At 67.8% G+C, this 24,461-nt stretch carries 27 protein-coding genes and 1 tRNA gene; 21 read left to right on the top strand and 7 right to left on the bottom strand.

The window, feature by feature from the left end; genetic code table 11:
- Nucleotides 1-82 precede the first annotated feature (82 nt).
- The 5 genes from Q9R13_RS11755 (at nt 83) to Q9R13_RS11735 (ending at nt 5,754) form a co-directional block, all read left to right on the top strand.
- On the top strand, nt 83-1,561 hold the full coding sequence (locus Q9R13_RS11755; RefSeq protein ID WP_310961369.1) for a GDSL-type esterase/lipase family protein: 1,479 nt from the start codon (nt 83-85) through the stop codon (nt 1,559-1,561).
- Nucleotides 1,562-1,789, top strand: a complete 228-nt coding sequence (locus Q9R13_RS11750; RefSeq protein WP_310961368.1) for a hypothetical protein — start codon at nt 1,562-1,564, stop codon at nt 1,787-1,789.
- A 102-nt stretch (nt 1,790-1,891) separates the two neighbouring features.
- Nucleotides 1,892-3,544, top strand: coding sequence for an NAD(P)/FAD-dependent oxidoreductase (locus Q9R13_RS11745; RefSeq protein ID WP_310961367.1), 1,653 nt, complete (start codon nt 1,892-1,894; stop codon nt 3,542-3,544).
- Nucleotides 3,541-4,944 (top strand): sensor histidine kinase, encoded by a 1,404-nt coding sequence (locus Q9R13_RS11740; protein ID WP_310961366.1) that lies wholly within the window; start codon nt 3,541-3,543, stop codon nt 4,942-4,944. The genes Q9R13_RS11745 and Q9R13_RS11740 overlap by 4 nt, the downstream gene beginning before the upstream one ends.
- Nucleotides 4,945-5,394: 450 nt before the next feature.
- A complete protein-coding gene (locus Q9R13_RS11735) occupies nt 5,395-5,754 on the top strand; it encodes a tyrosine-type recombinase/integrase (RefSeq protein ID WP_310965076.1) in 360 nt (119 codons plus the stop codon).
- Between the two features lie 37 nt (nt 5,755-5,791).
- Here Q9R13_RS11735 and Q9R13_RS11730 read toward each other — a convergent pair whose 3' ends face one another.
- Nucleotides 5,792-6,283 carry a YajQ family cyclic di-GMP-binding protein gene (locus tag Q9R13_RS11730; protein WP_310961365.1) on the bottom strand — a complete coding sequence of 164 codons (492 nt, stop codon included), beginning with the start codon at nt 6,281-6,283 and terminating at the stop codon, nt 5,792-5,794.
- Nucleotides 6,284-6,378: 95 nt separating this feature from the next.
- Between Q9R13_RS11730 and Q9R13_RS11725 the strand changes: the two genes are divergently transcribed.
- Nucleotides 6,379-6,460: transfer RNA gene (locus Q9R13_RS11725), tRNA-Tyr, on the top strand.
- A gap of 41 nt (nt 6,461-6,501) precedes the next feature.
- Here the strand turns inward: Q9R13_RS11725 and Q9R13_RS11720 are convergent.
- Together Q9R13_RS11720 and Q9R13_RS11715 are read right to left on the bottom strand one after the other, a co-directional pair.
- A complete protein-coding gene (locus Q9R13_RS11720; protein ID WP_310961364.1) occupies nt 6,502-8,010 on the bottom strand; it encodes a tyrosine-type recombinase/integrase in 1,509 nt (502 codons plus the stop codon).
- On the bottom strand, nt 8,007-8,201 hold the full coding sequence (locus Q9R13_RS11715; RefSeq protein ID WP_310961363.1) for a helix-turn-helix transcriptional regulator: 195 nt from the start codon (nt 8,199-8,201) through the stop codon (nt 8,007-8,009). Before Q9R13_RS11715 ends, Q9R13_RS11720 begins: the two co-directional genes overlap by 4 nt.
- 653 nt (nt 8,202-8,854) lie before the next feature.
- Here Q9R13_RS11715 and Q9R13_RS11710 point away from each other — a divergent pair.
- The 12 genes from Q9R13_RS11710 to Q9R13_RS11655 all read left to right on the top strand — a co-directional run bounded on the left by Q9R13_RS11710 (nt 8,855) and on the right by Q9R13_RS11655 (nt 19,719).
- The gene (locus tag Q9R13_RS11710) at nt 8,855-9,343 is read left to right on the top strand and encodes a hypothetical protein (RefSeq protein WP_310961362.1); all 489 of its coding nucleotides are present in this window, start codon (nt 8,855-8,857) and stop codon (nt 9,341-9,343) included.
- Between the two features lie 287 nt (nt 9,344-9,630).
- Nucleotides 9,631-10,257, top strand: a complete 627-nt coding sequence (locus Q9R13_RS11705; protein WP_310961361.1) for a hypothetical protein — start codon at nt 9,631-9,633, stop codon at nt 10,255-10,257.
- On the top strand, nt 10,254-10,952 hold the full coding sequence (locus Q9R13_RS11700) for an SAF domain-containing protein (RefSeq protein ID WP_310961360.1): 699 nt from the start codon (nt 10,254-10,256) through the stop codon (nt 10,950-10,952). The genes Q9R13_RS11705 and Q9R13_RS11700 overlap by 4 nt, the downstream gene beginning before the upstream one ends.
- Nucleotides 10,952-11,758: a hypothetical protein gene (locus Q9R13_RS11695; RefSeq protein ID WP_310961359.1), complete on the top strand. Its 807-nt coding sequence runs from the start codon at nt 10,952-10,954 to the stop codon at nt 11,756-11,758. The genes Q9R13_RS11700 and Q9R13_RS11695 overlap by 1 nt, the downstream gene beginning before the upstream one ends.
- A complete protein-coding gene (locus Q9R13_RS11690) occupies nt 11,758-13,107 on the top strand; it encodes a CpaF family protein (RefSeq protein ID WP_310961358.1) in 1,350 nt (449 codons plus the stop codon). The genes Q9R13_RS11695 and Q9R13_RS11690 overlap by 1 nt, the downstream gene beginning before the upstream one ends.
- 143 nt (nt 13,108-13,250) lie before the next feature.
- Nucleotides 13,251-13,997, top strand: coding sequence for a type II secretion system F family protein (locus tag Q9R13_RS11685; protein WP_310961357.1), 747 nt, complete (start codon nt 13,251-13,253; stop codon nt 13,995-13,997).
- Nucleotides 13,997-14,899, top strand: coding sequence for a hypothetical protein (locus Q9R13_RS11680; protein ID WP_310961356.1), 903 nt, complete (start codon nt 13,997-13,999; stop codon nt 14,897-14,899). Before Q9R13_RS11685 ends, Q9R13_RS11680 begins: the two co-directional genes overlap by 1 nt.
- A 55-nt stretch (nt 14,900-14,954) precedes the next feature.
- Nucleotides 14,955-15,158: a hypothetical protein gene (locus tag Q9R13_RS11675; RefSeq protein ID WP_310961355.1), complete on the top strand. Its 204-nt coding sequence runs from the start codon at nt 14,955-14,957 to the stop codon at nt 15,156-15,158.
- A 4-nt stretch (nt 15,159-15,162) separates the two neighbouring features.
- On the top strand, nt 15,163-15,591 hold the full coding sequence (locus tag Q9R13_RS11670) for a TadE/TadG family type IV pilus assembly protein (RefSeq protein WP_310961354.1): 429 nt from the start codon (nt 15,163-15,165) through the stop codon (nt 15,589-15,591).
- Nucleotides 15,588-16,037 (top strand): TadE/TadG family type IV pilus assembly protein, encoded by a 450-nt coding sequence (locus Q9R13_RS11665; protein WP_310961353.1) that lies wholly within the window; start codon nt 15,588-15,590, stop codon nt 16,035-16,037. Before Q9R13_RS11670 ends, Q9R13_RS11665 begins: the two co-directional genes overlap by 4 nt.
- Nucleotides 16,034-16,444, top strand: coding sequence for a hypothetical protein (locus Q9R13_RS11660; RefSeq protein ID WP_310961352.1), 411 nt, complete (start codon nt 16,034-16,036; stop codon nt 16,442-16,444). The genes Q9R13_RS11665 and Q9R13_RS11660 overlap by 4 nt, the downstream gene beginning before the upstream one ends.
- Nucleotides 16,441-19,719, top strand: a complete 3,279-nt coding sequence (locus tag Q9R13_RS11655) for a LysM peptidoglycan-binding domain-containing protein (protein WP_310961351.1) — start codon at nt 16,441-16,443, stop codon at nt 19,717-19,719. Before Q9R13_RS11660 ends, Q9R13_RS11655 begins: the two co-directional genes overlap by 4 nt.
- Before the next feature lie 64 nt (nt 19,720-19,783).
- Here the strand turns inward: Q9R13_RS11655 and Q9R13_RS11650 are convergent, their stop codons facing one another.
- The gene (locus tag Q9R13_RS11650) at nt 19,784-20,569 is read right to left on the bottom strand and encodes a collagen-like domain-containing protein (RefSeq protein ID WP_310961350.1); all 786 of its coding nucleotides are present in this window, start codon (nt 20,567-20,569) and stop codon (nt 19,784-19,786) included.
- 295 nt (nt 20,570-20,864) lie between these two features.
- Here Q9R13_RS11650 and Q9R13_RS11645 point away from each other — a divergent pair, with 295 nt between their 5' ends.
- Nucleotides 20,865-21,134 (top strand): hypothetical protein, encoded by a 270-nt coding sequence (locus tag Q9R13_RS11645; RefSeq protein ID WP_310961349.1) that lies wholly within the window; start codon nt 20,865-20,867, stop codon nt 21,132-21,134.
- A gap of 169 nt (nt 21,135-21,303) precedes the next feature.
- Here Q9R13_RS11645 and Q9R13_RS11640 read toward each other — a convergent pair whose 3' ends face one another.
- From Q9R13_RS11640 to Q9R13_RS11630, 3 genes are all read right to left on the bottom strand, one after another.
- Nucleotides 21,304-22,053, bottom strand: coding sequence for a DUF981 family protein (locus tag Q9R13_RS11640; RefSeq protein ID WP_310961348.1), 750 nt, complete (start codon nt 22,051-22,053; stop codon nt 21,304-21,306).
- 335 nt (nt 22,054-22,388) lie between these two features.
- A complete protein-coding gene (locus tag Q9R13_RS11635; RefSeq protein ID WP_310961347.1) occupies nt 22,389-22,679 on the bottom strand; it encodes a hypothetical protein in 291 nt (96 codons plus the stop codon).
- On the bottom strand, nt 22,679-22,948 hold the full coding sequence (locus Q9R13_RS11630; RefSeq protein WP_310961346.1) for a hypothetical protein: 270 nt from the start codon (nt 22,946-22,948) through the stop codon (nt 22,679-22,681). The genes Q9R13_RS11635 and Q9R13_RS11630 overlap by 1 nt, the downstream gene beginning before the upstream one ends.
- A gap of 109 nt (nt 22,949-23,057) precedes the next feature.
- Between Q9R13_RS11630 and Q9R13_RS11625 the strand changes: the two genes are divergently transcribed.
- Both Q9R13_RS11625 and Q9R13_RS11620 read left to right on the top strand, forming a co-directional pair.
- Nucleotides 23,058-23,495 carry a MarR family winged helix-turn-helix transcriptional regulator gene (locus tag Q9R13_RS11625; protein WP_310961345.1) on the top strand — a complete coding sequence of 146 codons (438 nt, stop codon included), beginning with the start codon at nt 23,058-23,060 and terminating at the stop codon, nt 23,493-23,495.
- Nucleotides 23,496-23,634: 139 nt separating this feature from the next.
- On the top strand, nt 23,635-24,408 hold the full coding sequence (locus tag Q9R13_RS11620) for a phosphotransferase (protein ID WP_310961344.1): 774 nt from the start codon (nt 23,635-23,637) through the stop codon (nt 24,406-24,408).
- The last annotated feature ends 53 nt before the right edge of the window (nt 24,409-24,461 follow it).

Genomic DNA, 24,461 nt, shown 5'->3' with positions numbered 1-24,461 from the left:
CCACCGATAATGCTTCGATAGCGAGTGGACTCTCGCGCCCGGTGCCGGTCAGCCGGGTCACCACCTTGGGAATTGGCGGTCGATGGAGGCACAGCCCGAAACCACCGCGCTCCGGCGGCCGCGCGCCCGCCGGTCGCGCGGAGTCGTCCTCGCCGTGGTCATGGTCCTCGTCGCATTGGGCTCCGGCGCGCTCGCCCTCGTGGTCACGCCGACGCAGTCGGTCACGGCCGGGGGACAGACCATCGAGGTCGGCGCGGCGAGTCCGTCGTGGACGCTCTCCGGTCCGGGCGAGCTGAGCCTGTTCGGGCAGCAGATCCCCACCACCGTGGACTTCGTCGGTCCGGTGCGACCCAAGCTTGTGCTGACCCGCATCTCCCTGACCGACCAGCTCGACCAGTTCGTGAGCAGCGGCTTGGGACCGGCAGGGCACGAGCTCGAGCACGCGCTCGTCAGCGGATGGAAGGACTACTTCTTCTGGCAGACCGTCGTGACCGGGCTCATCGCCCTCGCTCTGTTCGGCGCGATGGCCGGCTGGCTTCGACGATCGCCGAAGGCCACCGCCTCGCTGATGGCGGTGGGTCTGGCGCTGGCACTGGCCTTCGACCTCGGTGCGACCATGGTGACGGCATATACGGTGCCGTCCCGGCTGCGCACCGTCGACTCCCTCGAGGAGCTCGTCGGCGGAGCGCCGCCTCCGTCGCTGAACCGGCACATCTCCACTGCGCGCACCACGATCAATCGGGTCGTGGTGGTCGGCGACTCGGTCGCGGCCGGCAAGGGGAACGCGCTGGTGCCGCATGCGACCGAGCAGGACCGGATCTGCAACCGCAGCAGGGACGCGTTCCCCGCGGCCCTGGGTGTCAGCAGCGGATGGCAGGTCGTCAACCTGGCCTGCTCCGGAGCCTCCATCCGCGCGGGCCTGCTCGGGCCCCAACACGCCGCCGGACATCGGATACCTCCCCAGTTGCGCAATCCTGCGGTCGCGAAGGCCGACCTGATCGTCGTGAACGTGGGTGCGGACGATGTGCACTGGGATGTTCTGCTCGGCCTCTGCGCGGTCAGCCGCGACTGCGCCAATTCCGCGCAGCGGGCGTTCCTGCAGCAGCAGCTGGCGAACTTCAGCCGGGACCTGCTGCACTTGTTCTCCCAGCTGCAGCTCCTCGACAACCATCCGACCGTGGTCGTCAACCAGTACTACGACCCGTTCCCGGACGACATCAGCTGCCTGGTCCCGCACGGGCTCACCGAAGCGAAGCGCGGCTCGCTGGAGGATCAACTCGGCGCGCTGAACACGATTCTGAAGAAGGGCGCCGAAGCCGCCGGCTTCCATGTCGCGACGCCGAACTTCGCTGGCCACGGAGTGTGTTCTGCCCAGCCGTACGTCCAGGGGCTGCACGCCGATGCGCCGTTCCATCCCACGCCGAGTGGCCAGCTCGCCATCGCCCTCGCCGTCGAGGATGCGCTGCACCTGCATGTGCTGCCCGAGTCGGCGACGCAGACACCCACCCCGACGCCGACGCCGGTGAGGCCTTCGGGCGGATCGGGCGGCGCTCAGCAGTAGTTGCTGAAGGGCACCGGCGTCACTCGTCGATCCGGCGCTGGCCGCACGGTCGGGGTCGGGATCGGCAAGGCTGGGCTGCTGCAGGGGGCCGGTGAGCGTGTGGCGGCCTCGACCGGCACCTGGCTGGGAGCGCTGTTCGAATCGCTCGTCGCTCAGAGCGTCCGGGTCTATGCATCGGCACACGTGGGCCGCCTGCGCACCAAGGAGACCGACCTGTCGGTTCGGTAGCCCAGGGATGTCTTGGGCGGAAACGCGATAAGTGGGCCAATAGCCATGTTACGTTCCCCTCGCTCGAGGTGGACGTTAACCACGGGTGACTAAGGGGCAGCAATGAGCAAGCCAACGATGCTGGCCGTCGATGACGACCCGCAGGTGCTTGCGTCCATCTCGCGTGATCTCCGGTCGCGCTACGCCGGTGAGTACCGGGTCATGCGCGCCTCCTCCGGCGCGCAAGCCCTCGAGGTGCTTGCCGAGCTCGCATTGCGGGCCCGGCCGGTGGCACTGGTGCTCTCCGATCAGCGGATGCCGGGCATGTCGGGCGTGCAGATGCTGGGCCGGGCCCGTGAGCATGCGCCCGACGCCAAGTTCCTGCTGCTCACGGCCTACGCCGACACCGACGCTGCGATCGCGGCGATCAACGAGGTCGGGCTCGACTACTACCTGCAGAAGCCCTGGGACCCTCCGGAGGAGAAGCTCTTCCCCGTCATCGACGACCTGCTGGGTGACTGGAAGCAGGGCCACCCGGACGACGCCGGCGACGTGCGGGTGGTGGGCCATCGCTGGTCTCAGGCCAGCCACGAGTTGAAGACGTTCCTCTCTCGCAACTACGTGCCGTACCAGTGGCTCGAGCTCGAGCGTGACGACGAGGCGCGTCGGCTCGTCGATCTCGCGGGTGCCGGTGTGGCAGACCTTCCGCTCGTGATCGTTCCGGACGCCGAGCCGTTGCGCGCGCCGAGCATCCTGTCGCTCGCTGAGGCTCTCGGGCTGCGTACTCGCGCGGAGCAGACGCTCTACGACCTGTGCATCGTCGGTGCCGGACCGGCGGGCCTCGCCGCAGCCGTGTACGCCGCCTCGGAGGGGCTGCGGGCGGTGGTCGTGGAGAAGGAGGCGCCCGGCGGGCAGGCCGGCCAGAGCGCGTCGATCCAGAACTACCTCGGCTTCCCCAAGGGCCTGTCCGGCGCCGATCTGGCCCACCGCGCGACTGCCCAGGCCAGTCGGTTCGGCGCGGAGATGCTGTTGGCCCGCGACGTCGTCGGCATCGAGGCCCGTGGTCCGGTCCGAGCTGTGCGCTTCGACCGCTCCGATGACATTGAAGCCCGCGCCGTGCTGATCTCCAGTGGGGTCTCCTATCGCCGGCTGCAAGGCCCCGGTCTGGAGGAGCTTGCCGGTCGTGGCGTCTTCTACGGCTCCTCGGCGAGCGAGGCGGCCCAGTGCCAGGGTGACGACGTCTACATCGTCGGCGCCGCGAACTCTGCAGGTCAGGCCGCGCTGAACTTCGCCCGCTATGCCAAGCGCGTCGTCATCCTGGTTCGCGGGAGGCGGCTCGAGGACTCGATGTCGATGTACCTCGTCGCCCAGATACAGGCGACGGACAACATCGAGGTACGGCTGGGTTCGTCGGTCGTCGCCGCTCACGGCGACGAGCACTTGGAGGCGATCTCGATCGCGACGGGTGACGAGTCTCCCGGGGAGGCGGCCACGAACTGGCTCTTCGTCTACATCGGCGCGCAACCGCGTACGGACTGGCTCGGCGACGACGTCGTCCGTGATGAGCACGGCTTCATCGTCACGGGCAACGACCTGCTCACCTCCGGCACGAAGGCGTGGCCGCTGGCCCGTACGCCGTACGCCCTCGAGTCCAGCCTGCCGGGGGTCTTCGCCGCCGGCGACGTCCGGCTCGACTCCATGAAGCGGGTCGCTTCGGCAGTCGGTGAAGGTGCCATGACGGTCTATCTCGTCCACCGTTACCTGGCGGCGATGTGATCACGACAGCGGAGCTGCGCAGCCTCGCGCTGTTCGAGAAGGTCACTGAGGAAGAGCTCCAAGACCTCCTCGCCCGCGGCGACGAGGTCGTCTTCGAGGCCGGGGACGAGTTGTGGGCGCAAGGCGGCGGGGCGGATTCCTGGTGGGTCGTGCTCGAGGGTCACGTGGACCTGGTCCGTCTTGCCGGCCACGAGGAGACCCGGGTCGGCACCATGGCCCAGCCGGGACAGTGGGCCGGTGGCTTCACTGCCTGGGACGAGCACGCTGTCTACCTGGCGAACGGCCGCGCCTCCACCAACGGCCGCGCGCTGCGCGTGTCTTCCACGGACCTCAAGGAGTGGACCGGCGCGCTGGACCCCTTCGGCAGCCACCTCATCGAGGGGGTGTTCCGGACTGCGCGCACTGTCGAGTCTGCCGCGCGACAACGCGACGCCCTGGTGGCACTGGGCACCCTGTCCGCGGGCCTCGCCCACGAGCTGAACAACCCTGCCGCGGCAGCCGCACGTGCGGTCGATGCACTCAATGGCGCGAGCGGACGGTTGCTGGACACGTTGACCGACCTGGCCACGAATGACGTCACGGCAAGCCAGTTCGGTGCGCTCGACGCCCTGCGGCGTGAGCTCGTGGCCACGTCCGGAGACCCGCTGAGCCCGGTTGCGCTTGCCGACCGGGAGGATGAGCTCGCGAGCTGGCTCGACGACCACGGCGTCGTCGACGGCTGGCAGATCGCCGGGACGCTGGCGGCGGCCGGTATCGACACGTCCTGGTGCGATCGCGTGGCGCAGGTCCTCGACGGCTCGCCGGCCGCCGGACTGGCCTGGGTCACGAGCACGCTGAGCGTCAGCAACCTGCTGGCGGAGGTGAAGGAGTCCACCCGCCGCATCTCCGAACTGGTGGGCGCGATCAAGAGCTACTCCCAGATGGACCGTGCTTCGGTGCAGCAGACAGTGATCTCCGAGGGTCTCGAGAGCACTCTGGTCGTGCTGCGTCACCGCATGCCGTCCGGCGTCACTGTCGTCCGCGACTACGCCCCCGACACCCCGCCGATCGCGGCGATTCCCGCCGAGCTCAACCAGGTGTGGACGAACCTGATCACCAACGCGCTTGATGCGATGGACGGCGCGGGCACCCTGCGACTGTCCATCCGGCCCGAGCGCGACGGCGTCGTGGTGGCGGTCGCGAACACGGGCAACTGGAGCGATGCGGGGTCGCGGGAGCGGGCGTTCGAGCCCTTCTTCACCACCAAGGGGGTGGGGCAGGGAACCGGTCTCGGCCTCGACATCTCCCGGCGCATCATCGTCGGCCGGCACGGCGGCGAGATCAGCATCGAACAGCCCCCGGGCGAAACCGTTCTCCGGGTCTGGTTGCCCAGGCAGGCCACGGAGGCACAGCGCGGGTGAGCCAGCTGGCTCTATGCCGTCAACCACTGCCACCACCCGCTGAGCCTGCCGGGAGGTTGCTGCGCTGGGTGCCGTCGCCGGTGGTGTCGCGCCCAAACCGACACCGCCGACCTGATCATCGGCGCCTTGTGGGAGGCGCGCCGGACGCCGTTGGTGTTCAGCTTGACCGGGTTGATCGGGCGCTGCTGGACCACGTCGACCATCGCGAGGGCACAAGCAACGCCAACGCGCGGTTGATCCGCCTTGACCCGACTGCTGCGATCGCGCCGCCGAAGGTGCCCAGAGCCGAGACCAAGATGCGGATCCCGACCGCCGAGCAGGTGGCGCAGGCTCTGATGGTCGCTGACGGTCGAGCGACAGATCCAGGGACAGGTCGACAGCAGGACCGCCGAGACCTCACCGAAGTACGAGTCCGGCCGTGTCATCTACCTTCCGGACGACCTCGTGACGATGTTGTCGCAACACCTCGACCAAGTCAGGCCAGACGGCGACGATGGCTACCTGTTCTCGCTGGGGGCCTACGTCTACAACCGCAACAGCGCCGGCCACCAGTGGCGGCGGGTCCGCAAGCAGGTCGGCATGGACGAGTTCATCCTTCACGACCTGCGCCACTTCTATGCCTCAGGACTGATCGCTGCCGGCTGCGATGTCGTCACCGTTCAGCACACTCTGGGGCACTCTTCGCGGTCGATCACGCTCAACGCCGACAGCCATCTGTGGCCCAAGGCCGAGGACCGCATCCGCAGTGCTGCCGCGGGCCTGATGTCGATCGTCCTCTACGAGAAACCCAAAAGTCCTGCGGACTCGTAGCAGCCACTAGGCCTCTGACCTTCGCAAACGCCTCCTTTCAGCGGTAGTTGGTGAACTGGACGGCGAAGTCGTAGTCCTGTGCTTTGACCAAGGCGATCACGGCCTGGAGGTCGTCGCGCTTCTTGCTCGACACCCGCAGCTCGTCGCCCTGGACCTGGGCCTTGACGCCCTTGGGCCCCTCGTCGCGGATGAGCTTGCCGATCTTCTTGGCATCGTCGGCGCTGATGCCCTCCTTCAGCGTGATGCTGATCTTCGACTCCCGGCCGGACTGGCGGGGCTCGGAGGCGTCGAGGATCTTCAACGACTGCTGCCGCTTGACCAGCTTCTCCTTGAAGACGTCGAGGACCGCGGTGGCGCGGTCGTCGGCGTTCGCGGAGATCTCGATCCCCTTCTCACCTGACCACTTGATCTCCGCGCCGGTGCCCTTGAAGTCGTAGCGCTGGGAGATCTCGCGCGCCGCCTGGGAGAGCGCGTTGTCGACCTCCTGACGGTCGATCTTGCTGACGATGTCGAACGACGAGTCGGCCACGGTGCCTACCCTCCACCTCTCGATTTAATTCTGGCTCCGGTGCTGCGCTATTCTCGGCTGCGCTGCCGGGCCAGACTATCCGGCAGTGACACGATGGCAGGTTGCCCGAGCGGCCAAAGGGAGCTGACTGTAAATCAGCCGGCATAGCCTACGCAGGTTCGAATCCTGCACCTGCCACCGAAGCGGAAAAGGGCTTCTGACCTGCGGTTATGCCGGGGTCAGGGGCCCTTTTCGCTGTCCGGCCGCTTCCGGCCAGGATCGGCGTTTTTCGGCTGTCTCGGGGGAATAGCGGGGGAAGTTTTGGTGGACAGGCCCGGTTGCGGCCCTGGCTGGGGGCCTGTCATGGCTGTCTCGATTCGTCGGCGTGCGGTCTCCTCGGCTCCGTCGAGGCACTTGGCATACACGTTGAGCAGGACGGCGACGCTGTGGCCGGCCCATGCCGCGACCTGGACGGCCGGCACGCCGGCATTGAGCCAGGTGGAGAGACAAGCATGGCGCAGGTCGTATGGGCGGCCCGCGAGAAGCGATTCGAACTCTTCGCTGGTCAGCGCCGAGCGGCGCGCTCGGGCCCAGGCGCGATAGACGGTGTTCATCGACACCGGCTGTTGGAAGGGTGACGGCAGAGGGCGCCCGGCCCTGCCCGTCCGAGCGACGAACAGTCGGCCGTTCTGCCCGAGCTGGAACGTCGCCATGTGCCGGCGAAGGATCGCGACCAGCTCGGGATGTGCGGGCACCTCCCGAGTGTCGGCGCGGTCGCGATGCTTGAGCTGGCGCTCCTCATGGACTGAGCCGGAGTCGGTCCAGGAGGCTCCGCCTCGCTGATAGGAGCCGCTGAGCAGCAGTTGGCCCCAACCCTGCTCGGGGAGCGTGCAGTCCCGGCGTCGTAGGTTGAGGGCTTCTGCTGGGCGGAGGCCGGCGTAGTAGAGGACCGCGAAGAATGCCTCCAGCTCTGGTGAGTCCGCTTCGACGGCCGCGAGGAGCGCGCGTGCCTGGGTTGGGTTGACGACCCGCCGCCGGTCCACTCCTGCTGGCGGTGGTTGGCGCTTCCTGCGTATACCCGTCAGCGGATTCGTGCGGAGGCGGCCGCGCTCGACGGCGTAGTCCAAACAGTTGTGCAGCGCGGAGTGTCGTCGGGCCATGGTCGACTTAGCCGCCCTGGTGCCGTCCAGGTTCCTCGAGATCGCGTCGAGGACGGAGCGTAGGACGTCGGGGTCGGAGAGGTCCTCGACCGGCCTTGAGTGGCCCTGCATCCACTCGACTGCCTTGGCCACCTCGTCGGGAGGAGGTCGACGTTGCGCGACACCGTTGAATGCCCAGCCGTATAGAGCTTCGCGCAAGTCGCTGTCGCTGGGCCGCGTGGTCGGTGCGCCCTGAAGCATCGGCATCGTGATCAGGGTCAGCGAGCCCGCAAGGCTCTTGCGGTACTTCGGGGCCGCATCGGGCCATTTCATCGCGATGAACTCGATGGCATGTTCGAGCCAGTTGATCGTGACGCTAGCCGTACTCATCGACTGCGGCAGCCCGTTTCGCCTGCTGAACTTCTCGCCTTGTCGGGCGGCTACAACGAGACTGGATCGGAAGCCCTCGGCGAGTTTGGCCGAAGCAAATGTCTGCTGGATGTCCTTACCTCGAACGGTCCAACGCACGGTATAGGTAATACCGCGCGCGCCCTTGTATCGACGGATGCCACGGAATCGGACGTCACCTGTCCACTCGCCGTCGCTCACGGGATGTCCTCCTCGTGTGCCTCGAGCCAGCGCTCCAGCTCGCCGCGCCGGATTCGGATATTGCCGTTGGGCAGCTTGATGCAGCGCGGCGCCTTCCTTGCCGCCCTCCAGTCATAGAAGGTCGAGCGCGCGATGCCGAGTTCGCTGCAGACATCGGTTACCGAGAGCTGTTCACGGTCCTGGACAGTCACGTTGATCACCTCACCTTTCGTGCCACGAGCCGGGCGCCCGTGCCGTCGTCCTCACAGGCATTTCACCGGCGACCTTGTGGACTGACTCGGGCATGGTCGGAGCATGCCGATGACCGGCGACACCAGACGTATGCGGCCGGTGTTCCTGTGGAGAGGGGGCTGCAAACAGCCGCTGTGGTCGCGCACCGCAGCGGCCACGTGGGTGTTCGGGGTGATGTTGATGGCGCCCATCAAGCGACAGCGATCTATCCCCAGTGTCGGCGGCACCGAGTCCGCAACTCGAGCGCGTCGCGAGCGATCGGTGCTCCCCGCGCAGGCATCGACAGGCCCGGATCCTGAGCGGTTGTCCACAGATTCCCGGGCACAAGTTGCGGTCCCGCACGCAGCGCGATCTTCTGAATCTTGGTGTCCACGTATGGCTGGTTGAAATGCCTGTGGCTGGTGTGGAGTCGAGAGGAGGCGTGATGGTGCCGAATCCCGCTGGTGTTCCCAGCGGGCCCGGACTGCTCGTATGGTGGCGAAAGCACCATGCGCCTATCTCGGAGGAGCGTGCGATGCGACGCAGGACCGTTGTCGTGGTGGCATTCATGGTGGCGACGTGTGTCTCGTGCGGGGTAGGCGATCCTGACTCCGCGACGTCCAGACAGCCGTCGATGCCGAGCGCTGCGGGTACGCCGTCGCCGACGACATCCAGTCCTGCCTACCTCGCCGGTTATTCGGCACGGGAGCGAAAGGCGTACGCGGCGGCGGTCGACAGCTATGAGTCGTTCAGCCGCACGCAGGAGGTCCTCCTCGCCAAAGGGAAGGCCACTTCGAGAGCACGAACGTTCTACAAGAAGTACACGGCAGACTGGCGCAGCTATTGGGCGAGGCTGGACCAGCGTCAACAGGCGCACCTTCGCGTGGTTGGTCGCAGCCGCACGATCAGCATCCGCCCCGGGAAGGTCGGGGTTGCGCCTGACGGCAGCGGCGCGATCACGCTCCGCGTGTGTGGAGTCGCCCGGGGCGTGAAGGTCATCCAGCACGGCACCCCCGTCCCCCAACCGACCGCAACGCCGCACCTGGTGAAGGTGGTCATGGTGCGCACGCCGCCCGAGAGTTGGTGGCGGGTGTTTCGCGAACGTCTGGGGACGACATGCTGAGGCATCTTGCGATAGTCGTGCCCGCTCTCGTCGTGGCATCCTTCGCCCTTGCCCCGTTCCGGGCGTCGGCCGATGGCTGTCCGACCGGGGAAGTGCCATCGGCACAGCCTGGAGGCGGCGCCATCTGCATTCCTGTGTCGGCGCCCGGAAGGCCATCGAGCAACGACACCCCGCATGCGGCCCCCACGGGGGATGCTGCCCCGTGCCACCGGCGCGATGGATCAGTGATCCCGTGCGTGACTGATCTGGGCACCTGGAGTGCGGGGCACCAATGTTGGATCCACCCAGTGAAGGATCTGCCCAAGAGCAATCCTTACTGGCACGGCCACACGGACGGATCCCTCTGGATGTGCGGACTGGCCGACGACACGAGCCCGGTCGTCGTCTTCTGGATCCCACCGGGGGGAGCCCCGGCAGCCGAAATCGATCCTGGCGCCCTGGCAAAGCATGCGCTGGCGGTGATGCCGCTGCGCACTGCGTACGTCCAGATCGCGCCCGCCAATCCGGACCCCACCTACGTGGGTGTCCAGAACTGGCTATGGCTGCCAAAGCCGCAGTGGGCCACGTTGAGGAAGACGGTCTCGGTGGGCGGCACGTCGGTGTCGGTGACGGCCCGGCCGACAAAGGTGCTGTGGGACATGGGCCCGCAGGTGCGGACGTGCGAGGGGCCCGGCCGGGCGTGGCATGACGGCATGTCGGATGCGGCACAGACCACGTGCAGCTACGCCTACTCGGTCACGTCGGACGGCCAGCCTGGTCGCATGTTCCATGTGACCGCGCGAATCGGCTACCAGGTGGATTGGACGTGCCGGGGCAGATGCGCTCGCCGCGAGGGCACTCTCGGGGTGATTGAGGCACCCGCCGGCTCGGGTCGCCTGCGGGTCCTGCAGCGACAGACAGTGCTGGTCCAATGACGACGAGCAAGCACACAGCACCACCCACGGGGCTCACTGCACCGGTTGATGGGGAGCGGGTGGGACTGGGCGGCCGAGGCCACGACCTGCCGCGGGTGCCACGCAGGTATGGCCAGTGGGCGGGCACGGTGATGGTGGTCGTCCTTGCTGCCCTGCTTGCCGGCTGGCTGTGGCAGCAGAAGAGCGACCGTGTGGAGGTCTGGCAGGTGCGCACGGCCGTGCCAGCCGGATCGGTTCTGCAGCGCAGTGATCTGAGGACGGTGGAGGTCGCGGGCGTGAAGGATGCGGTTGCGGTGGGCGATGTCGGTCGGCTGGTCGGCCACACGACGGCGGTCGGGCTGGTGCCCGGGGAGCTGTTGACCCCCGAGATGGTCACGGACCAGCCGGTCCCTGGACCGTCGCAGCGGGTGGTGGGCGTGGCTGTGGATGCGTCGCGTTCACCAGCGGGCATGTCGCCGGGCGACGTAGTCGAGGTGCTGGCAGTCCCGCCCTCCGGGGACGCGAGCAATCCCCAGACGCTCCAGAACCCGGCAGTGTTAGCCGGGTCGGCAACGGTGCGATCGATGACGCGGCTCGAGTCCGGTGGATCCCGGCTGACCCTGGTGGTGTCGCGGGCGGAGGCGGACCGTGTCGCCGCGTTCGCGGCAGCAGGTCGGGTTGCGGTGGTGCAGGCGCCGTTGGGGGGCGATCGCTGATGCTGGTGGCACTGTGTTCGGACAAGGGCTCCCCGGGAACGACCACGACCGCCCTTGCGCTGGCGTCGGCGCGCACCTCTGGGAGTGTGCTCGTCGAGGCAGACCTGTTCGGTGGTGACCTTGCGTTGCGTCTGCGCACAAGGGCGGGTACGGCGTTTCCTGAAGCGCCTACGGTGCTGACGTTGTCCTCGGCGGCGCGCACGGTGCAGGCGCCGGATCTGGTCGAGCGGTATGCCCACGAGGTCAACAACCGTGTTTCGGTGGTGCCGGGTCCGCTTGTGGCTGAGCAGGCCGGCACCCTGATGGACTTCGAGCCCCTGGGGCGCGCGTTGGCAGCTTCATCTGGGCAGGTTCTGGTCGACGTGGGGCGTCTGCATGCGGCATCGCCGATGCTTCCTGTGGCTGCCCGGGCCGACGTTGTGCTGCTGGTGGCGAGGACCGACACCGCCTCGGTGATTCGACTGCGCGAACGGGCGAGCCGATTGGTGCCAGCCCTGGCAGCCAGCAGGGGCGCGGCGCCCCGGCTGTTCCCGGTCCTGGTGACCGCCGCCAGGCATGGGGTGGCCGACGCAGCGGATGTGGCTCGGATTCTCTCCGAGTCGCCTGCCGGGCCTCTGGTGGTCGGCTGCGGATTCGTGGCCTGGGATCAAGGTGCGGTGGAACGGCTGGAGGCGGGTGAGGACCCAACCGGACGGTTGGCACGCAGCCCGCTGCTTCGCTCGTCGCGTGAGCTGTGGCACGAGCTGGGCAGTCGGATCGAGCCCAGCCGGCGTACCGCCCCGGCCAGGGTTGGGGAGAAGGCGTGATGGCGGAGTTGGACTACCTGTTGATCAAGCGGCTGCAGGCCCAGCTCGGAGAGCTGCGGCAACGAGACGTGCAAAGGCGCCGCGAGGCAGGTGCGCCGGTGCTGTCTGGGGACGATGCCCGTCAACACGGCAAGGCTCTAGTCCAGCGCGTGGTCTCCGACTATGACTCCTCCCTGGTGGAGCAGGGTGCCGAGGGGCTGACGTGGGAAGCGCGACAGGATCTGGTGGAGGCCTTGGAAGCCCGGCTTTTCGGGGCCGGTGGCTTGCAGCTGCTCCTGGACGACGATCGCGTCGAGAACATCGACATCAATGGCTATCGCAACGTGTTCGTGGAGTACGCCGACGGGTCGGTCGCGAAGGTGCGCCCGGTCGCGGCCTCCAATGAAGAGCTGATCGAGACGATTCAGACCTTGGCAGCCCACGAGGGCCTGTCTGCACGCGCCTTCGATGTCGCCAACGTGCGGGTGAATCTGAGGCTCCCGGACGGATCGCGCCTGTATGCGGTGCAGTCGGTGACCCGTGAGCCTGTGGTCTCGATCCGCCGGCACCGGCACACACGGGTGCGGCTGAAGGATCTGATTGGCTTGGGCACCCTGGACGAGGAGCTTGCCGAGTTCCTGGCTGCCGCGGTGCGTGCGCGCAAGAACGTGATGGTCGCGGGAGGAACCAGTGCCGGGAAGACCACACTGCTGCGCGCGCTCGCAAGCGAGATCGATCCCGAGGAGCGGATCTTGACCGTGGAGCGGTCCTTGGAGTTGGGCCTCGACGAGGACATCGAGGCGCATCCGAATGCGATCGCGTTCGAGGAGCGGCTGCCCAACGGCGAGGGCGCGGGGATGGTCACGATGGCTGAGCTTGTGCGCGACACCCTGCGGATGAACCCCTCGAGGGTGATCGTGGGGGAGGTGCTCGGCGACGAGGTCGTCACCATGCTCAACGCGATGACCCAAGGCAACGACGGATCACTGTCGACGATCCACGCGAACTCTTCGGTCGATGTGGTGCACAAGATCGCCACCTATGCGATCCAGGCGCCCGAACGGCTGCCTTGGGAGGCGACGGTCCGGCTGGTCGCCTCGGGTCTGGACTTCATCGTGTTCATCCACCGCCAACGCCGCCAGGGAAGCAGCAGCGGCGAGGCGTTGCAGCGTCGCGTGGTGGAGGCGGTCCGCGAAGTCGCTGGCATCACCGACGAGGGGCACCTGGCAACCAACGAGTTGTGGGGCCTCGATGTCGGGCAGCAGGCGGCCCGCCGTACCGGAGTGCAGGTGCGCTGCCACGAGGACCTGGTCGCTGCCGGATGGCGGCCGGTCACCGGGACGGCACCGCCGGCAGCGGGGTGGTCGTGATGCAAGCGGCTGGATTCGCGGCCGCGGTCGCGGTTGTCTGCGCAGGTCTGGTGGCATTGGCTCGCCTCGCACTGGGACAGAGCCTCCTGCCCGGGATGATGGCGCGCGGCTCTCGACCCCGGAGCCGTTGGCCGCGGCGGGTCATGGTCGCGCCGCTGGTAGGACTTGTGGTGCTTGGCGTGACACGTTGGCCAGTAGCGGGGGCGGCCGCGGTCGTGCTGGTGGTCATTTGGCCGAAGCTCTTCGGTGGCGCGAGCGAGGGTCGCCACCAGCTGGCCAAGATCGAGGCGCTTGCTATCTGGACCGAATCGCTGCGCGATACAGCCAGCGCAGCTGCTGGGCTGGAGCAGGCGTTGCCGGCGACGGTGGCGGCTGCGCCATCGCTGTTGGATCGGCCACTGCGTGATCTGACCGCTCGGCTCGATGGCCGTGTCCCACTGCCCGAGGCGCTTGCGTACTTCGCTGACGATGTGGACGACCCGGCAGCCGATCTCGTGGTGGCGGCCTTGACGTTGAATGCCCGCCAGCGGGCGGGCGGGTTGGAGCGGATTCTCACCGCGTTGGCCTCCTCGGAACGCTCCGAGCTGGAGATGCGTCGCAAGGTCGAACATGAGCGGGCTGCGTTGCGGCACCAAGCTCAGCGCATCGCTGGCTGTGTGGTGGGGTTCGCCGCCGTACAGGCGGTCTTCGCGCACGGCTGGGTGGCGCCGTACTCCTCGCCGATAGGCCAGTTGGTCCTGGCATTGCTGGTGTTGATGTTCCTGGGCGCGTTCATGCGGATGCGGTCGCTGGCTCGCTCGGAGACCCAGCCTCGGTTCTTGACCGATGCCGACCAGTTCACCGAGATCGCCTCCTACAAGCCGCGTCTCGCCGCGCTCGGAGGCCGCTGATGATCTGGTTCATGCTGGCTGGCGCGCTGATCGCGGTCGCCCTGGTCCACGGCTACCGCCTGGCGGTTCCACCGAGGACGGACCTGGTCGCGGGGGTGGGCCGCTGGGATCAGGCCCGGGCCCGGGCCTCGCGCGTTCAGCAGCTTTCCGCGCCGCCGGCAACCACCTGGACGCAGCGGCTGGTCGAGCGCATCGCCGAGCAGGTCACCCGGCGTGACAGCCGGTTGCCACACCTGGGCCAGGACCTTGCGGCGGCCGGGATCAGGCTCGAGGAGCATCTGAGCAGGCTGCTGGCGCTGGTGGGCGCCGGTTTCCTCGGGCCGATCGTGATCGTCGGCCTTGGCGACGGCATGGGCGTCGGGCTGCCGCTGTCGGCCGGAGTCGCGATCGGCCTGGGCCTTGCTGCGGCAATGGTGTTGGTCGCGCATCGTGAACTGATCGAGAAGGCGCGCCGCCGGCGGGCGGAGTTCCGCCGTACCTTGTCGATCTACCTGGACCTGGTGGCGATGTCGCTGCAGGCGGGACGAGGTCACGCCGAGGCACTGCCCGCTGCGGCGGCGATCGGCACCGGGTGGGGTTTCACCGAGATCCGCGACGCCATCGAGGGAGCCAGGTTCTCCGGCATCACTCCATGGGTGGCGCTGGGCAGGCTGGGAGCCCGGATCGGGGTGCCGGAGCTGTGCGACCTCGAAGGCGCGCTGGAACTGGCCAACGAGGACGGCGCGAAGGTGAGGGCGACCCTTGTCGCCCGTGCCACCACGCTGCGCGACCAGCGGGTCGCCGATGCGGAGGCAGACGCCAACCGAGCGACCGAGTCGATGAAGTTCGCCCTGATCGCCATGGTCTTCGTCTTCCTCAGCTATGAGCTCTACCCATCAGTCGCCCGGCTGTTCTCGGGCTGATCCCACACGTCGACATCAACCACGGGGCGAACGACATCTCGGAAAGGGGAGAACCGTGGACCCAATTGACACCTATCGACTCGCGGTGGGCTGGCTCCGCGCGAGAATCGCAGCCCGCCACGCCGGCCGCAACGAAGCAGGATTCACGGCCCTGGAGTGGCTGCTGGTTGCGCTCGGCGTGATCGCCATCGCCACCATCGCGGTGACCGCGGTCAAGTCCTACGTCACCGGAGAGACCCAGAAGCTCGGCTCTCCCTGACTCCATGCCGATGCGCACACCCACGATGCGACACCACACGGCCCGTGACCAGAGCGGGGCGGTGGCGATCGAGTTCATGCTGGTCATCGGCATGCTGATCCTGGTCCTTTTGCTGATGCTCCAGTACGCCCTGCGCAGCTATGCCCAGCACATCGCCACCGCGGCCGCCGAGCAGGGTCTTGCGGCAGCCAGTGCGTACGACGGATCAGCCAGCCGCGCCCGGGCCGTGACTCGTGACTACCTGACCCACCTTGGCCCGGGTATCGACAACACCGGTGTATCGGTGACGCGCAGCCCGGACAGGGCGTCGATCACGATCACGGGCCGGACCCAGGAGTTCATCCCGTTCCTGCCCGTGCGCGTGCGCGTCCATCTCGAAGGACCGGTCGAACATTTCGTCCCAGCCGCCCAACCACAGGGCGGCCAACCATGAGCCCAGTGATCGGCTGCACTGCCGAGGGGCGGAAGGGTCGGCGTAGCGAGAACGGCTCGATGTCGATCGAGTTGGTCCTGCTCACCCCGATCCTGGTCGCAGCGATCCTGGTGATTGCGGCGGGCGCCCGCTATGTCGATGCCCGGGGACAGTCCAATGCGGCGGCCTACGCCGCAGCCCGGGCTGCCTCACTCACCCAGGACTCAAGTGCCGCATCCGCCGCCGGCGAAGCGGCCGCACGCCGCAGCTTCGCCGAACACGGGCGTTCCTGCGCCCACCTGACGGTGCGCATCGACACCCACGCCTTCAGGCCCGGCGGCCACATCCAAGCTCTGGTCACCTGCACCGCCGACCTCTCCGACATCACCGGATTCGGACTACCCGGCCACCGCGACTTCACCGCATCCGCAGTGGTCCCAATCGAACAGCACCGGACACTGCGATGAACGCCCAGAGACCCGACCAGGGAAGCGCATCGATATGGGCTCTGCTGATCATCGCGGGCGCCTTCACCGTGCTGCTGGGCCTCGTCGTCGACGGCGGCCGACTCGTCGACGCATGTCTGGCCTCGGCCCGCGCAGCCGGCCAGGCCGCTCGGACCGCCGCCGATGCACTGTCTGGTGCATCCGTGCGGTCCGGTCATGACTACGTCGCCGCGGCGCAGGCGCGACAACGCGGCTCCGACTACCTCCGCGCGGCCGGGATGCACGGAACCGTGAGCGTTCATGGAGCCACCGTGAGGGTCACGGTCAACGGGACCTTGCGCACCGGGATCCTGAGCGTGATCGGCATCGGATCGCTTCCCATCCACGAGAGCGCTACCGCCACTGCGATCACGGAAGACACCCCATGACCCAACGCCTGGCACCATGGTTGAAGGCAGTCGTCGCCCTCGTGATCATCGTCGCGATCGGCCTCGGCGTGCCCGCACTGCTGATCGAGACCATCGGCAACCCGCTGCCAGGAACCGACTGGAGCTGGTCCGATCCGGTGACCAACGATGCGCTGCTCGGCCTGCTTGCCGTTGTGGTATGGCTCTTCTGGGCCCAGACGATGCTCTGCCTGTGTGTCGAGGCACTCGCCGAGGTTCGTATCGCGGCCGGTCGTTCCGCACAGTGGATGGCCACCGTCCCCGGCACCTTCGCCAGCCAACAAAGCCTCGCCCGGCTGCTGATCCAGGCCGTGGTAGCCGTCGGCGTTACGGCGACCGTGGCCAGCACCACAGTTCCGCCCGCGCATGGTGCAGCGACAGCGGCGACAACCGCCATCGAGCCAACGGCGCCAGGGCAGCAGGGACCGGACTCCGCCGATGTCGGCGTGCAGCCCGTCGCAAGGCGGTCGCACCAGACCCCATCGGTGAGCCGACTCGTCGAGGTCCGCAAGGGCGACAGCCTGTGGGCAATCGCCGAGCGCAACCTCGGAGCCGGGGAGCGCTGGCGCGAGATCGCTGACCTCAACCAGCACCGGGTCATGCCTGATGGTCGACGATTCGACCCAGCCGGGGATCTCCAGCCAGGCTGGCCGCTGCGCATCCCTGGACGGGCCGCAACCGGCAGGGCTGCCGCATCCAGCGGCTCCGGATGGACTGTCGTGGAAGCCGGCGACACGCTGTCGGGGATCGCCGAGTCCGCCTACGGCGACGGCGAGGAGTGGCCGCGTCTCTACGACGCAAACCGGGGGCGGATCAGCGACCCGGACCTGATCTACCCGGGCCAGCACCTGCGCATCCCCGTCGAGCCCACGTCCTTTCCCACGCCACCAGACGGACGGGCATACGCACACCGCGGGCCGACCACCACGCCGAATGCCCCCGTCCGTCCTCGGTACGACGAAGCCCCGGACCGGCGCACACGCGTCGACGACAACTCAGCGCCGTCCGCCCCGGTGCCGGCCGCCCTACCGAACCAGCGCGTTCCACAGCGGTCGGGCGCGCCCAGCGCTCACCGGTCGAACCGGCCCACCGAGGGCGGCCAGCAGTCATCCCGCGATGCGGCGGCCCGCCAGGCCCCGCGACCGAGCGATGACAGCGGCTTGGTGGCTGCCCTGGCCGGTGGCGGCATGCTGCTCGCCGGCGGGGTGCTGGCTGCGTTCATGGCCGAACGACGTCGGCGGTTCCGCGGCCGCCGGTCAGGGAGCGCCATCGCCCCGACGCGGCACGACCTGGTCCCCGCGGAGTCCGTGGTCCGCTCCATCGGTGCCGCCGGAGCGGCTGCGGCCCATGACCTGGACCTCGCCCTGCGAAACCTCGCGAGCGACATCGCCCGCACAGGAGGCCAGCTTCCCGAGTTACGAGCGGTGCGGCTCGCCGACGACCGGATCGATCTGATCCTCGATCAACCCGCGACGGCACCGCCGCCCGCCCCGTGGAGCAGCGTCGACGGCAATCGGAGATGGTCACTGGACCGCAGCGTCAGATTGCAGGAGACCGACGCGACCGCTCCCTACCCGGCACTTGTCGCCGTCGGCATCGATGCCTTCGGCGCCACCTGGTTGCTGGACCTGGAATGCGCCGGAGTCCTGCACCTGGGAGGCGACGCTGAGCGGTGTGAGAACCTCGCCCGATTCATCGCCGCCGAGCTGGCGCTCAACAAGTGGTCCGATGACGTCGACATCGCGATCAGTGGATTCGCGCCCGAGCTACCCGCCCTGAACCCTTCGCGACTGCACCCCGAGCAGGGCCCCGACCTGGAATCCCTCGGCAAGGCGGTACGACGGATGCGCGAGGCACTCACCATGACCGGTGCCAGCGTGCTGCAAGCCCGCCTCGACGGCCGCGGCGCAGAAGCGTGGACCCCTCAGATCCGGATCACCGCCGTCACCCCGGACCAGGCAGCGATCGCGGGCCTGCTCGACGAGCTGTGCCTGAGCCCGAGCCGCTCGGCCGCCGCGCTGGTCCTGGCCGGCGGCGCCGAGCTGATCGCGGGGGCACGGACCATCGAGCTGGACGCTCACGGACATCTGCTGCTCGACGGCACCGACCTGAGCGCGAACCAACTCACGGCCGAGCAGGGCCGAACCCTGGCTGCCCTGCTCACCGATCCCGCCCGCACCCCAGATGCAACACCCGGCACCGATGCCGACCCAGGCACCGATACCGCAATGCCCGCGGACTCGAGCTCCACCGCGACCGTCGGTATCAGCGACGCCGCCGGCGCCCTACTCCCAGAACACACCAGCCCGCGGAACGCGGATACGCCCGAGCACTCACTGCTGATGGCTCCCACCCAGCGCTACGTCCAAGCGGCTGCAACCACCGCTGATGACGTCGAGGTGCTTGCACCGCAGGTCGACGATGCGACGGCCGAACGCATCAGCAGGCTGGATCCCACCCTCGACGAAGACCTCGACCTGTGGCACAGCGAATCGACGCACCGACCCAGGCTGCGTGTCCTTGGCCCACTCGAGGTCCAGGCCAGCGGCGAACGAACCGTGGATCTAGCGCGCCGGCCCGCGTACTACATCGAGCTGGTCGCGTACCTGGCCCTTCATGACGACGGCGCCACCACCGAACAGGTCGCAGAAGCCTTCGGCGTCCAGAACAACACGATGCACAGCCGAATGAACACCCTGCGCCGGTGGCTGGGCACCGATCCCGACACGGGTGCGCCATACCTTCCGGAAGCGACGCTGTCCTCGCACGCCAAGGCACGAGGCGTGCCGCTGTACCGGATCGACAAGATGCTCTGCGACGCAGGTCTCTTCAAACGGCTTCGGACCCGCGGCCAAGCGCGCGGTGCCGAGGGTATCGACGATCTAAGGGCCGCCTTGGAGCTCGTTGGTGGCGTGCCGTTCGACCAGCAGCGCCCCGGCGGCTATGGATGGCTCGCGCAGACTCCGGTTGATCAGTACCTGACCGCGGGCATCGTCGACGTCGCTCACATCGTCGCTACCCACGGTCTTGAAAGCCGAGACATTGAGTTGGCTGCGTGGGCGAGTCAGATCGCCATCGCAGCCGCGCCGTACGAGGACAAGCCCCGACTCGACCTCGCCGCTACTCTCCGCGCGGGCGGTCATTCAGTCGAGGCCGAGATCTATCTGAGCCGCGAAGTGCTCAACCGCAGCGACGACGACGCGCCTCCACCACCGCCATCCCCGCGAACGGCCACAGTCCTGGGGATGGGACGGTAAGCCGCATCTGCGCTCACCGTAGCCGTGTGGGCACGCCTCTGGTCAACGCGTGGCTAGACGGCGCCTAGTTAGCGCAGGTCACCGTGAGGTAGAAGGGCAGATCGGCGAGGTTGCCAGCCGCGTCGTAGATATCCACTTCGAGGTTCCGGCCACCCCAGCTTCCGGCGATGGCCATCGCAGGGGGGCCATCGTTGATGACCCTCGAGACCGTGACGTTGTACGCGCACGCAGAGACGTCACGGCCGAAAGTGACCCCATAGACGCCAGTGCGACCGGCCTGCACGGCGGTGGCCGTGCCGTGCAGCTGAACTCCGGCGGCGCTCACGACGGCGAAGAGCGGCGACGGCGCCACACCTGCGGGGCCTGCCGGCCCGGTGTCGCCCTTGGGGCCTTGTGGTCCGGTCGCGCCGGTCGCGCCGGTGGCGCCGGTCGCACCGGTGGCGCCGGTCAGTCCTGTCGCGCCGGTCTTACCGGTCAGTCCTGTCGCGCCGGTCTTGCCGGTCAGTCCTGTCGCGCCGGTCTTGCCGGTCAGTCCTGTCGCGCCGGTCTTGCCGGTGGCGCCTGTCGCGCCGGTCTCGCCCTTCGGGCCTTGTGGGCCGACGGGACCGGTGTCGCCCTGGACGCCCTTCTGGTTCCAGCTCAGCGCAACCTCGTTGGACCTGCATGCCGCAGCATCGTCGACCACCCGCAGGTTGGCGTTGCCGCTATTGGCGTAGCAGGCTTGGATGACGCCGTCGCCTCCGGGGATCCCGGACGCGTAGGCCAGACCTCCAGTGATCGCTGCGCCGAACATCACGCCGGCGGCCACCAGAGCCGGAGCACGTCGATTGGTCTTCGTCGGGAACTTCATCAGGACAACCTTCCGTTGGTCCGCACACCAAACCGGTTCCCGCCCCGCAGGCACCGTACTGCGCGCAGGCGATCGCCGTCCGACGTTTGGCTCAACGCCGTCGACTTCGCTCACCCAAGGCATCAGTGCGTGACCAGGCGCGTGCGAAGGGCCGTGCCGCACCCGAGTCCGATCACGTTGGCCCGGGGACCGACGCCAACGCCTTGAGCAGCAGATCGCGTCACGCCGTACGTGTCAGCGGATCGGCAAGACTGATCGACTCCTCGTTGAATGCGAGGGCCTCACGGTCCCAGAGATGACAAATCAGCCACTCACCTGCCGCCACCTGCGCCGCGTGGCTGTTCTGCCGGGCGGCGTCGTACGCCCGCCCGTCGTCATCCTCGGCCACGGCCTGGTCGCCACCCGGGAGATGCGGCTCGACGCGTTCGCCGAACGGTTCGCGCGGGCTGGCATCGCCGCGGTGGGGTTCCCCTACCGGCACTTCGGCGACTCCACCGGAAAGCCGCGGCAGTTGCTGTCCATCAAGAGTCAACTGGTCGACTGGGATTCCGCACCCGACGCCTGAAGGCGGAACGATGACCCCTCACGGGGCTCCTCGCCGGAGCGTCGAGGTGGTTGCGCGCTCCGTTTTGAACTTTGGCGGGCGATGCGACCGCTCGCGCTCTGAGTGTGGATGTGCACACCCTTGCGTTGTTGGTGATCCGCGGAGCTAGGACGGCGGCCCGCGGGTGGATCTACCACTTGTAGTGCGTGTGCATGTTGTCGTTTTGCAGGGACCCGATGTGTGTGTAGTAGTTCAGGGCGCTGAACAACATGAAGACCACGCCGGCGATCAGCCAGGTCCAATAGATGATCGTCCCGATGGTGGCTTGCCTTTGTGGGGTCAACCATCCGGCGTTGCGACCACTGGCCCGTCCGGCCGTCAGCAGGGGAAACAGGAGGGCGCCGAGTGCGACCAGGCCGTACAGGACAAACAGCGGGATGGACTCGATCAGCGGGTGACCGCCCACGATCGTGCCGCTGATCGGTTCTGTCGGCGGTGCGGCGCCGAGCTCATAGCGCCACCAGGAGATAGCGCACGCACCCATCATCAATCCGAGAGCGAAGATGTACAGAGAGACAGGCGTTAGGGTGCGCCAAAGCCTGGCTCGGCTGACGATGCCACGTTCCTTCCACAGATAGAACGCGGCGGCGAGCAGCAGCGCACCGAACCCGAGCGCGGGCTCCCCGAACAGGATGTTCGCGTCGAACACGGCCGGGATGCGGTAGGGCCAGCCGATGGTGATCGCCAGGCCCATCGCCGTGAGGATGAATCCGGCCGGGGCGAAAACGAGTGCCCAGCCCTCCGCGGAGAATCCCTCGACCCAGGTCTCATCTGGGACCGAGGGGGACACCTGCAACTTCCAGACGATTCGGGCGATCCCGATCAGTCCGATTCCCGCGGCCAGCCCGACTATGGTGTTGTTCAGGGGCATGAAATCCATCCGGAACACTCCTCGAGGTCGTTGGTGGAGAGCCAGCACAGGTGGATCAGATTGATCGGCCACGACCAACCTCGGCGGGGTGGTCGCGACGTCCTCAGTTTGGCACTTCATGGCCATATCGGGCCCCCAAACCATGGGTTTTCTTGGCGGATCGCACCAGAATCTGCGCATCGGCGTTCCGGCGTCGGCAGTGCGTGGTGCTCCTCGACGGACGTCTCGCCCACGTCGATCCGGTTCGGGTCGTCACCGGTGGCAGCGAGCTTGCCGGACACCACTTTTGATGGTCGTCTCCCGTTCGAGTCAAGGCGGTCGCGACTCAAGGCAAGTGCGGATCTCTATGGCGTCCCGGCGACCAGCACCCCTGAACTGCGCTCGGGCGGTCCGGAGAGCAGCGGGAGCAGGTGCTCTCGCATCCAGGGTCCGCCGATGTCGGTGGAGACCCGCTCCTCGGTCTCCTTGTCAGGGAAGCTCAGGACGAGGATCGCGTGGCCGTCGTCGACTTGCACGACGCTGACGGATCGTGCGCCTGCGGCGAGGATCTGTTCACAGACCTCGCCGGCAGCACCGATGACCGACTCCGTCAGCGGTGCCGCGAGCCGCAGGTGGTTGACGACCACGCGGGTCATCAGCGCGAGATCTCTTGCAGGATCAGCAGTGTCTCGGGCCGGACGCCGTCATGCTGCATCGCTGCGGGCATCTCCTCATCCGCGAGGACCTTCGGCACCACTGCGAGGTCGGGCACCTCCAGGATCAGCCCGACGCGGTTGGAGCCGTTGGGGTCGGTGAAGGTGCGGATCTGGGTGACGTCGTACTTCCCGAAGAGCTCGGTCCGCTTGGGCGAGGTGAGCCATTGGTCGACGTTCTCGACTTCGTGGAAGGCCAGCACTGTAGGCATCGGGTACTACTTCCCGCGGCGTTGCCGCTGTCATCCGAGATCGATTTTCTGAGCATCCACCCGCGTGGCAATATTGTCAACCATGGTGAACTATTTGTAGCGTGGTGTGATGCCGAAGAGCCTGCAGGTCCTCTTGCGCGATGCGCATGCCGCTGTCGACGCCGAGGTGGCCGCGGCGGCGACTCGCGCCGGCTTCAGCGAGCTCAATCCCGGGCACCACGTCGTGCTGCGCAACCTCGGCGAGCTCGGAGCCCGTCCCAGCGAGATGGCTGCCGCCGCGGGAGTCACCCGTCAGGCGATCACCAAGGTCGTCGATGATCTGGAACGGCGCGGAGTGGTCCGCCGCGAACCGGACCCGGTCGACGGTCGGGGTGTGGTCGTCCGCTACACCGAGCGCGGTCTCGAGGGTCTCGCGGTAGCCCGCCGGCGTATGGCCGCCATGGAGGCCGACTTCTCCGCCAGGATCGGCGCCGACCGCTGGGCCGAGGTGCGCATCGCCCTCGAGATCCTCTTCCCCGAACACCCCAAGACAGTCCGTCCGCGGTGACGGCGCCGCCGAGCGCCGCCCCGACGGCTCCAGAGCCCGCTGCCGGATGATCAATTCAATCGAGCATCGTTCTTGGATTCGCTCGGCGGCACAGGCTCATCACCACCTGCGGGTCGGGTGATGTGGCACGCTGCCCACCGTGGAGCGCAGCTTTGAAGAGGAGAAGCTCGCTGGTGGCAACGTGGGCACAGCAGTGGTGCGGGTCGGAGACACGGTCCGCCGTCCTGCCGGGCCTTGGTCGCGCTCGGTCCACGCGCTGCTACACCACCTCAATGATGTCGGGTACACAGCAGCGCCGCGCACTCTCGGCTTCGATGACCTCGGGCGCCATGTCTTGGAGTACGTCGACGGAGAGATCCAAATGCCCTTCGCGGCAGATGACCACCTCGAGGCGGCCCGACGGGTCGGGGCCTTGATCCGTGACTTCCATGACGCGTCCGCGGAGTTCACTCCTCCGGCCGACGCCGAGTGGAACGTCGTCATCCCCCCGGACGCGGAGGACTTGGTCATCCATCACGACCTCGCGCCGTGGAATCTCGTTCTCGGTAGGAGGCGGTGGGTCTTTATCGACTGGGACAACGCCGGCCCTGGCTCGCGGCTGTGGGACCTGGCCTATGCGGCGCACGGATTTTGCGGCCTGGAGCCGCACGTCCCGACCGCTTCCGCCTGTCGACGGATAGCGGCGCTCGCCGAGGGCTACCGTCTGGACCAGAGCGAGCGCGACCAACTGGCCGATCTCCTCGTTCCTCGCATCATGAGCATGTACAACCTGCTCCGCAACGGGCACGCCACCCGAGCCCAACCCTGGGCACGCCTATGGGGCGAGGGTCACGGTCAGGTCTGGCTTCATCACGCCGAGTACACACAGCGACACCTCGGCGCGATCCGAGAAGCCCTGGTCCACTCCTCATAGGGCGCCGGCTGTGGCGACCACCTCGGGGGGCGACCCACCACGGGTACGCCGGC

Origin of the sequence: Nocardioides marmorisolisilvae (genome assembly GCF_031656915.1) — a bacterium.
GTDB lineage: Bacteria > Actinomycetota > Actinomycetes > Propionibacteriales > Nocardioidaceae > Marmoricola > Marmoricola terrisoli.
This window is presented reverse-complemented; position numbering and strand designations above follow the sequence as displayed.